Origin of the sequence: Mesorhizobium maamorense, assembly GCF_044998965.1 — a bacterium.
Classification (GTDB): Bacteria; Pseudomonadota; Alphaproteobacteria; order Rhizobiales; family Rhizobiaceae; genus Mesorhizobium.
The window spans coordinates 1,159,258-1,168,459 of record NZ_CP173356.1; the positions used below are offsets into that span (position 1 = coordinate 1,159,258).

Sequence of the window (9,202 nt, forward strand, 5' to 3'; positions counted from 1 at the left end):
CCACGAGGCGGCTTCAAACCCTTGTGCCGCCGACCGTCATCTGGTCCATCCTGAGGTGCGGCTGGCCGACGCCGACCGGCACGCCCTGTCCAGCCTTGCCGCACATGCCGATGCCGTTGTCGAGCTTCATGTCATTGCCGATCATCGAAACGCGGTGCATGGCGTCGGGCCCGTTACCGATCAGCATTGCGCCCTTGATCGGCTGCGTCACCTTGCCGTTCTCGATCATGTAGGCTTCGGTGCAGCCGAACACGAACTTTCCGGAGGTGATGTCGACCTGGCCGCCGCCGAAGGAGACGGCATAGATGCCGTTCCTGACCGAGGCGATGATCTCGTCCGGCTCCATGTCGCCCGATGTCATGTAGGTGTTGGTCATGCGCGGCATAGGCTGGTGCGCGTAGCCCTCGCGCCTTCCGTTGCCGGTGGCCCGCATGCCCATCAGCCGGGCGTTCTGGCGGTCCTGCATGTAACCGACCAGCTTGCCGTCCTCGATCAGCACGTTGCGCGCCGAAGGCGTGCCTTCATCGTCGACGGTGAGCGACCCGCGTCGTTCCGCGATCGTGCCGTCATCGACGACGGTGACGCCCTTTGCCGCCACCTGCTGGCCCATCAGGCCGGCGAAAGCTGAAGTTTTCTTGCGGTTGAAGTCGCCTTCAAGCCCGTGGCCGACGGCCTCGTGCAGCATGACGCCGGGCCAGCCGCTGGAGAGCACGATGTCGAAAGTGCCGGCCGGCGCCGGTACGGCTTCGAGATTGACCAGCGCCTGACGCAGCGCCTCCTTGGCGGCGTGCTTCCAGCTGTCCTCGACGAGGAAGTCGCCGAACGCCTTGCGTCCGCCCATGCCGTAGGAGCCGCTTTCCTGGCGGTCGCCGTCGCCGACCACCACCGACACGTTCACCCTGACCAGCGGCCGGATGTCGCGCACCACCTGGCCGTCGGCGCGCACGATCTCGACATGCTGCCAGGACGAGGTCAGCGATGCCGAGACCTGGCGCACGCGCGGATCCTCGGCGCGCAGCCATGCGTCGACTTCCTGCAACAGCTTCGCCTTGGCCTCGAAGGAAGGGGAGGGGATCGGGTTCTCATCGCCATAGAGATGGCGGTTGGTGCGGGCGGGCGCAGCGGCAAGCGTTCCGGAATAGCCGCCCTTGACGGTCGAGACGGCGTCAGCCGCGCGTCGCAGCGAAGCCTCGGACAGGTCGCTGGAGTGGGCATAGCCGCTGGCTTCGCCGGCAACCGCGCGTAGGCCGAAACCCTGGTCGGTGTTGAAATTGGCCGTCTTCAGCCGACCGTTGTCGAACATCAGCGCCTCGCTCTCGCTGTATTCGACGAACAACTCGCCATCGTCGGCGCCGTTGATGGTCTCTGCGACGATCTCCTTGACGCGATCGTCGGAAATATCGAATTGGCCGATAAGGCTGTTCATGGCGTATGTCCGTGGATGAATGGTTATATCCGGGATGTAGGCGCGAAGCCGCGCCCAGACAATCGCCAATCGTCATTCAAATGCAGGGCGGCGGCGTCCCGGATCTATCCCAGGTCCGGAAAACCTATCGTTGATCGGCAGCTCCCGGGTCGAGGCGCGGGAGTCTACGGCAGGGCCGCAAATCCGTCGGCAAAACCCTTGAGGTCCACCGGGATGCCGATGCCTTCTTCCGGCGTCTGGAAGACGATGAAGGTGGCCGACGTGCCGGTCTTCAGCGTATCGAGCAGCGGCTTCTCGAGGATGACCTCGGCGTAGCAGCCGTCCTGGAAGCAGCGCACGAAATAGGCGCGGCCGATATCCTTGCCGTCGACATTGAGGCCGAGCCCGTTGGGCAAGAGCACACCGAGCGGCGCCAGCACGCGCAGGATCTCCGCCTTGTTGTCGGCGGTGCGCAGCACGACGACCGACAGTCCCATCTCTGGGCGGTCCTCGGCGACGACGTTCTGCATCATCACGCATTGTTCGGACGTGGCACCAGCCGGCGTGTCGCAGATGATCGACCACGCGCCATGCGTCGAGCGCACCGTGCCGCTCGGCTGGGCCGCGTTGGCCTGGCCGGCGGCCGACAAGCCGGCGACGGACAAGGCGGCGAGAAAGATGACCTTCGCCAAGGGGCTCGAAAGCCCAAATCCCGACAGCCAAGAGTTCATGACGGCTCCATTGCGAATCACGGCACTTTAAGCCGCGCCAAAGCCAAGTAAAGGACGAGACAGCGGCCGAGCCGCCACGAAAATGCCCATGCGGCGCTTTTCCTAGCCAATTTCGCCCGAATTACGACGCCAGGCGCGCCGGCCGGCAGCAAGCAGCCGATCCGTCGAACATAGCCGACTCGCCATGGCGGCCGCCGCCTTCAAAGATGCATCCCGGCTTGCGCGCAAAAATGCCGCACGGTTTCCTCCGCTCCTTTCTTGCGGAGGGAAAAAGAGTATGGTTTGAACCAGCTTGAGACAGTCGGGATTCCCGTCCCGGCATTGTTCGTTATTCTCGTGGACACAGCCGCGAGGAACTGGGAGACGAAGAGGGCGATGAGAAATTTCCTGGCAAGCGCCAAGTTTCCAGCAAGTGCCAAGTTTCTAAGCGCTTGTGCCGTTACCACGTTTTTCGCCGGCACGGCCGCCCATGCCGATCAGCCTGTCGAGTGGGAGACGACCTTCCAGGCGCCGGCAACCGACATGATGCGCCAGATCGAGTGGTTCGGAAACTACACGATGTGGTTCATCATCCCGATCACCGCCCTGGTATTGGTCCTTCTGATCTACTGCATCGTGAAATTCCGCGCGAGCGCCAACCCGGTTCCGTCCAAGACCAGCCACAACACGCTGATCGAGGTGATCTGGACTGTCGGTCCCGTCGTCGTCCTGCTCTGCCTCGCCATCCCGTCTTTCCAGCTGTTGACCGCGCAGTACACGCCGCCGGAAGAAGCCAAGCTCACCGTCAAGGCCACGGGCAACCAGTGGAACTGGGATTACGAATACCAGACCGACAATACGCTCTCGTTCAACTCGGCGATCCTCCAGGATGGCGACCGTGCCGCCGCCGGCAAGGAAGATCGCAAGGTCTATCCGCGCCTGCTTGCCGTCGACAACGAGATGGTGGTGCCCGTCCACACGATGACCCGGGTGCTCGTCACCGCGACCGACGTGATCCATTCCTTCGCCATGCCGTCCTTCGGCATCAAGATCGATGCCATTCCCGGCCGCACCAACGAGACCTGGTTCAAGGCGGAGAAGGAAGGCCTCTATTACGGCCAGTGCTCGCAGCTTTGCGGCAAGGACCATGCCTTCATGCCGATCGCCATCCGCGTCGTCTCCGACGCGCAGTTCAAGACCTGGCTGGCTGCGGCCAAGACCGATCTGCCCGGCGCCAACAAGACGCTGATGGCCGAGGTCGATGGCCAGAACAAGGTAGCGGCCGCCGGCAACTGATGCCGCGGGTTAGCAAGATTTAGGGAACGGAGCGGAACATGGCAGACGCTGCAGCTCACGACGGGCACGACCACAAGCCTTATCATGGTTGGGTGCGCTGGGTTTATTCGACCAACCACAAGGACATCGGTACGCTCTACCTGATCTTCGCGATCATGGCCGGCATCATCGGCGGCGCGCTGTCGGTCGCCATCCGCATGGAGTTGCAGGAGCCTGGCATCCAGATCTTCAGCGGCCTGGCGCAGATGGTCTACGGCATGAACGGTGACGCCGCGATCGATGGCGGCAAGAGCATGTACAACGCCTTCGCCACGGCGCACGCGCTGATCATGATCTTCTTCATGGTCATGCCGGCCCTGATCGGCGGTTTTGCCAACTGGATGGTGCCGATCATGATCGGCGCCCCGGACATGGCGTTCCCGCGCATGAACAACATCTCGTTCTGGCTGCTGCCGCCGGCTTTCATCCTGCTGCTTATCTCGATGTTCGTGCCGAGCGCGCCTGGCGCCTACGGCGTCGGCGGCGGCTGGACGCTCTATCCGCCGCTTTCGACCTCCGGTCAGCCCGGTCCGGCCATGGATCTGGCGATCCTGTCGATCCACATCGCCGGCGCGTCCTCGATCCTGGGCGCCATCAACTTCATCACCACCATCTTCAACATGCGCGCGCCAGGCATGACGCTGCACAAGATGCCGCTGTTTGCCTGGTCGGTGCTGGTCACCGCATTCCTGCTGCTGCTGTCGCTTCCGGTTCTTGCCGGCGGCATCACCATGCTGCTTACCGACCGCAATTTCGGCACGACCTTTTTCGCTCCCGATGGCGGCGGCGATCCGCTGCTGTTCCAGCACCTGTTCTGGTTCTTCGGCCATCCGGAAGTGTATATTCTGATCCTGCCGGGCTTCGGCATCATCAGCCATATCGTCTCGACCTTCTCGCGCAAGCCGGTGTTCGGCTACCTCGGCATGGCCTACGCCATGGTCGCGATCGGCGCGGTCGGCTTCATCGTCTGGGCGCACCACATGTACACGACCGGTCTGTCGCTCGACACGCAGCGCTACTTCGTCTTCGCCACCATGGTCATCGCGGTGCCGACGGGCGTGAAGATCTTCTCCTGGATCGCGACGATGTGGGGCGGATCGATATCGTTCAAGCCGCCGATGCTGTGGGCGCTGGGCTTCATCTTCCTGTTCACGATCGGTGGTGTTACCGGGGTTCAGCTGGCCAATGCCGGTCTCGACCGGTCGCTGCACGACACCTATTTCGTGATCGCGCACTTCCATTACGTGCTGTCGCTGGGGGCGGTGTTCGCCATCTTCGCCGGCTGGTACTACTGGTTCCCGAAGATGACCGGCTACATGTATTCGCCTGTCATCGCCAACACCCATTTCTGGGTCATGTTCGTCGGCGTCAACCTTGTCTTCTTCCCGCAGCACTTCCTCGGCCTTGCCGGCATGCCGCGCCGCACCATCGACTATCCGGACGCGTTTGCGGGCTGGAACATGGTGTCGTCCTACGGTTCGTATATTTCGGCCGTCGGCGTGGTGATCTTCCTCTATGGCGTGTTTGAAGCCTTCCAGAAGAAGCGGATCGCTGGCGCCAATCCATGGGGCGAGGGCGCAACGACGCTGGAATGGCAGCTGCCTTCGCCGCCGCCGTTCCATCAGTGGGAGCAGCTGCCGAAGATCAAATAAGGCGGCAGCCCGGAATCGAAACCGTCGGTCCGCCGACGGTTTCGGCCAAACGGAATATGGATTTGAGTACGCATGGCCCTTGTCGACGAAACCAGCATTGACGAAGCGGGCTTCCGCATGTCGGAAGCGACGGCGGGTGATTTCTTCGCCCTCCTGAAGCCGCGCGTCATGTCGCTGGTGGTGTTCACCGCCTTTGTCGGACTGGTCGCGGCGCCGGTGACCATCAATCCGCTGCTGGCGGTGATCGCGATCCTGGCTATTGCCATCGGGGCTGGTGCCTCCGGCGCGCTCAACATGTGGTACGATGCCGATATCGACGCGGTGATGACACGCACCGCCACCCGCCCCGTGCCGGCCGGCCGCATCCAGCCCCACGAGGCGTTGAGCTTTGGGTTGGTGCTTTCGGTTTTGTCGGTGATGACGCTCGGCGTGCTGGTCAACTGGCTGTCGGCGGCGCTGCTGGCCTTCACCATCTTCTTCTATGCCGTCGTCTACACAATGTGGCTGAAGCGCTGGACGCCGCAGAACATCGTCATTGGCGGTGCTGCCGGCGCCATTCCGCCCGTGATCGGCTGGGCCGCGGTGACCGGCACGGTCAGCCTGGAGAGCGTCGTCCTGTTCCTCATCATCTTCCTGTGGACGCCGCCGCATTTCTGGGCGCTGGCGCTGTTCAAGTCGCAGGATTATGAACGCGCCGGCATCCCGATGATGCCCAATGTCGCCGGCCCGGCGTCGACCCGCCGTCAGATCTTCGCCTATGCTCTGGTGCTGGCCCCGGTCGGTGTGCTGCCGTGGCTGCTTGGCTACACCACGCCGTTCTATGGCGTGGCTGCCCTGCTGCTCGGGCTCGGCTTTGTCTGGTATGCGTGGAAAGTGCTTGGCATGTCCGACGACGATCGCGCGATGAAGCCAGCCAAGGCGTTGTTCGGCTATTCGCTGCTCTATCTCTTCGCCATCTTCGCCGTCTATCTCGCCGACAGCGTCGTCGAACGTGCACTTGCGGTGGGTGGAGCATGAGCATGATCGAAGACAAGCTCGAAACGGTCACCTTGACCGAACGCCAGCGGAAGGCCCGGCGCAACCGCTCGGTCGCCATCGGCGTAGCCTTGGCCGTGCTGGTCGTTATCTTCTATATCGCGACGATCGTGAAGTTCGGTCATAACCTCTCTGGCACGATGTGAGGCGGGAGATGGGTGTCGACACGAGTGCCAAACCGGCCGGGCACAACAGCAACCGCCTTGTTGCGGCCGTCTGCCTTGCCTTCTTCACCGGCATGATCGGCATGGCCTATGCCGCGGTGCCGCTGTACAAGATGTTCTGCCAGGCGACAGGCTATGGCGGCACGACGCAACGCGTCGAGAAGCAGTATGCCGGCCGCGTGCTCGATCGCGAGATCACCGTCCGCTTCGATGCCAATATCGCCGGCGTGCCGTGGGATTTCCAGCCGGTCCAGCGCTCGATGACCATGAAGATCGGCGAGACGGTGCAGGCGCACTATCAGGCGACCAACAAGTTCGATCGCCCCATCACCGGCCGCGCCACCTTCAATGTCCAGCCTGAACTGGCGGGTCCCTATTTCAACAAGGTCGAATGCTTCTGCTTCACCGACACCACGCTGAAGCCCGGCGAAACGCTTGACATGCCGGTCCTGTTCTACGTGGACCCCGATATCGTCAACGTGCCGGAACTGAAGGACGTGAAGACGATCACCCTGTCCTACACGATGTTTCCGGTCGAGAAGAACAAGCCGGTCGCATCGTCGGAGCCGGTCCAGGGCAACAGCAAGACAATTTCAAATACCGAAGGAAATCTCGGGGGTTGATATGGCAGACGCGCACGCAAAACATCACGACTATCATCTCGTCGACCCGAGCCCGTGGCCTTTCCTGGGATCGATAGGGGCGCTCGTCACCGCCTTTGGCGGCGTTTGCCTCATGGAATACCTGAAGGGCGGCTCGTTCCCGATCTTCGGCTTCAACATCGCCAATCCGTGGCTGTTCTTCATCGGCCTTGCTATCGTCCTCTACACCATGTTCGCCTGGTGGTCGGACACGATCAAGGAAGCGCATGAGGGCCATCACACGCGGGTCGTGTCGTTGCATCTGCGCTATGGCATGATCATGTTCATCGCCTCCGAGGTGATGTTCTTCGTCGCCTGGTTCTGGGCCTATTTCGATGCCAGCCTGTTTCCCAGCGAGGCGCAGCAATATGCCCGCACCGCGTTTACCGGCGGCGTCTGGCCGCCGAAGGGCATGGAGGTTCTCGATCCTTTTCACCTGCCGCTCTACAACACCGTGATCCTGCTGTTGTCGGGCACCACGGTCACCTGGGCGCACCACTCCCTTATCCACGGCGATCGCAAGGGCCTGATCAACGGTTTGGTGCTGACCGTCGGCCTCGGCATGCTGTTCACCATGGTGCAGGCCTACGAGTACATGCATGCTCCGTTCGCCTTCAAGGATTCCATCTATGGCGCCACCTTCTTCATGGCGACCGGCTTCCACGGCTTCCATGTCATCATCGGCACCATCTTCTTGGCCGTCTGCCTGATCCGCGCCATGAAGGGCGATTTCACGCCCAAGCAGCATTTCGGTTTCGAGGCTGCCGCGTGGTACTGGCATTTCGTCGACGTGGTCTGGCTGTTCCTGTTCGCCTCGATCTATGTCTGGGGATCGGTCGGCGCGGTAATCGAAGCCCATTGATACCGGTCTGATGATTTTTGAAGGGGCGGCTGCGGCAACGTGGCCGCCTTCTTCTTTTCGGTGCAATGCGATCCGGTTGCGAGGCGCGCAGTGTCGATGCCGGCGACATGATCATGATCCACGGCCAGCCGAACGGATTCGGCGGCTGCTTCAATTGGTCGGCTGGACCGACGGCGGCATTGCCGTTACGGACTCCGGCATGGACGAAGTCTGGGCAGTGGTGGTCGATGGAACACCCATCAGGATTGAGCGGCAAGCAATGAGCGACGACAAGGCGATCTGGCCTCCGATCGACCCTATTTCGGCGGGCTTGCATGGACGCTGCCCGCGCTGCGGCGAGGGGCGGCTGTTTTCCGGCTTTCTCACCGTAGGCAAACGCTGCACCAATTGCGGTCTTGATTATTCCTATGCCGATGCCGGCGACGGGCCCGCGGTTTTCGTCATCCTGATCATCGGCTTCATCATCGTCGGCCTGGCGCTCTGGGTCGAAGTGACGCTGAGCCCGCCGCTCTGGCTGCATCTGCTGGTCTGGATCCCGCTGGCGCTGGTGCTGTGCCTGACGGCGCTCCGGCTGATCAAGGGGGTGCTGCTTACGCTGCAGTACCGCAACAAGGCGGCCGAGGGCCGGCTGGATCGCGGCGAATGAGCGACATGTCCGCCAAAGACGGCGGTCGTTCGCGGCCAGGATCGGTATTGCTGCTCGGCATTGGCCTCGTCCTGCTCCTGATCCTGCTGGCACTCGGCACCTGGCAAGTCCAGCGCCTGCACTGGAAGGAAGGTCTTCTCCAGACCATCGACCAGCGCACCCACTCGGCGCCGTTCCCGCTGGCCGAGGTCGAGAAACAATTCGCCTCGACTGGGGACGCCGACTACACGCCGGTGACGGTGACCGGCACGTTCCTGCATTCCGGCGAGCGGCATTTCTACGCGACATGGGAAGGCGAAGCCGGCTTCAACGTCTACACGCCGCTGGCCCTCGACGATGGCCGCTTCGTCCTGATCAATCGCGGTTTCGTGCCATACGATCTGAAGGATGCCGCCAAGCGCGCCAAGGGACAGGTCGCGGGCAAGGTCACGGTCACCGGCCTCGCTCGCAATCCGCTGCCGGCAAAGCCGTCGATGATGCTTCCCGACAACGACGTGGCGAAGAACATCTTTTACTGGAAGGACCGTGACGTGATGGCGGCGAGCGCTGGCTTGCCGGCGAGCGCCAAGCTGGTGCCAATCTTCATCGACGCCGACAAGACGCCGAATCCGGGCGGTTTGCCCATCGGCGGTGTCACCATCATCGACCTGCCGAACAGCCATCTGCAATATGCTATGACCTGGTATGGGCTTGCCGCGGCACTTGCCGCCGTTCTCATCCTGCGGCTTCGCAGGCCAGCGAAAGAGGAATGA

Annotated in this window: 10 protein-coding genes; 8 read left to right on the top strand and 2 right to left on the bottom strand. The window is 62.4% G+C overall.

Annotated elements, in window-relative coordinates:
- Positions 1-13: 13 nt before the first annotated feature.
- Together tldD and ACIU1A_RS05985 are read right to left on the bottom strand one after the other, a co-directional pair.
- Entirely contained in the window at positions 14-1,426 is a 1,413-nt protein-coding gene (tldD, locus tag ACIU1A_RS05980; protein WP_140514821.1) for a metalloprotease TldD, read from the bottom strand.
- A 164-nt stretch (positions 1,427-1,590) separates the two neighbouring features.
- Positions 1,591-2,136 (bottom strand): invasion associated locus B family protein, encoded by a 546-nt coding sequence (locus tag ACIU1A_RS05985; protein ID WP_140494976.1) that lies wholly within the window; start codon positions 2,134-2,136, stop codon positions 1,591-1,593.
- A gap of 375 nt (positions 2,137-2,511) precedes the next feature.
- Here ACIU1A_RS05985 and coxB point away from each other — a divergent pair, with 375 nt between their 5' ends.
- The 8 genes from coxB to ACIU1A_RS06025 all read left to right on the top strand — a co-directional run bounded on the left by coxB (position 2,512) and on the right by ACIU1A_RS06025 (position 9,202).
- Complete coding sequence (gene coxB / locus ACIU1A_RS05990) at positions 2,512-3,411, top strand: cytochrome c oxidase subunit II (RefSeq protein WP_404926851.1); 900 nt, start codon at positions 2,512-2,514, stop codon at positions 3,409-3,411.
- Positions 3,412-3,449: 38 nt separating this feature from the next.
- Entirely contained in the window at positions 3,450-5,102 is a 1,653-nt protein-coding gene (gene ctaD, locus ACIU1A_RS05995) for a cytochrome c oxidase subunit I (RefSeq protein WP_140494972.1), read from the top strand.
- 72 nt (positions 5,103-5,174) lie between these two features.
- A complete protein-coding gene (locus ACIU1A_RS06000) occupies positions 5,175-6,119 on the top strand; it encodes a heme o synthase (RefSeq protein WP_140494970.1) in 945 nt (314 codons plus the stop codon).
- 2 nt (positions 6,120-6,121) lie between these two features.
- On the top strand, positions 6,122-6,283 hold the full coding sequence (locus tag ACIU1A_RS06005) for a hypothetical protein (RefSeq protein WP_140494968.1): 162 nt from the start codon (positions 6,122-6,124) through the stop codon (positions 6,281-6,283).
- Between the two features lie 8 nt (positions 6,284-6,291).
- Entirely contained in the window at positions 6,292-6,924 is a 633-nt protein-coding gene (locus ACIU1A_RS06010) for a cytochrome c oxidase assembly protein (protein WP_140514826.1), read from the top strand.
- 1 nt (position 6,925) lies between these two features.
- Entirely contained in the window at positions 6,926-7,804 is an 879-nt protein-coding gene (locus ACIU1A_RS06015; RefSeq protein WP_404926852.1) for a cytochrome c oxidase subunit 3, read from the top strand.
- Between the two features lie 259 nt (positions 7,805-8,063).
- Positions 8,064-8,450 (top strand): DUF983 domain-containing protein, encoded by a 387-nt coding sequence (locus tag ACIU1A_RS06020; protein WP_140494962.1) that lies wholly within the window; start codon positions 8,064-8,066, stop codon positions 8,448-8,450.
- Entirely contained in the window at positions 8,447-9,202 is a 756-nt protein-coding gene (locus ACIU1A_RS06025; RefSeq protein WP_404926853.1) for an SURF1 family protein, read from the top strand. Before ACIU1A_RS06020 ends, ACIU1A_RS06025 begins: the two co-directional genes overlap by 4 nt.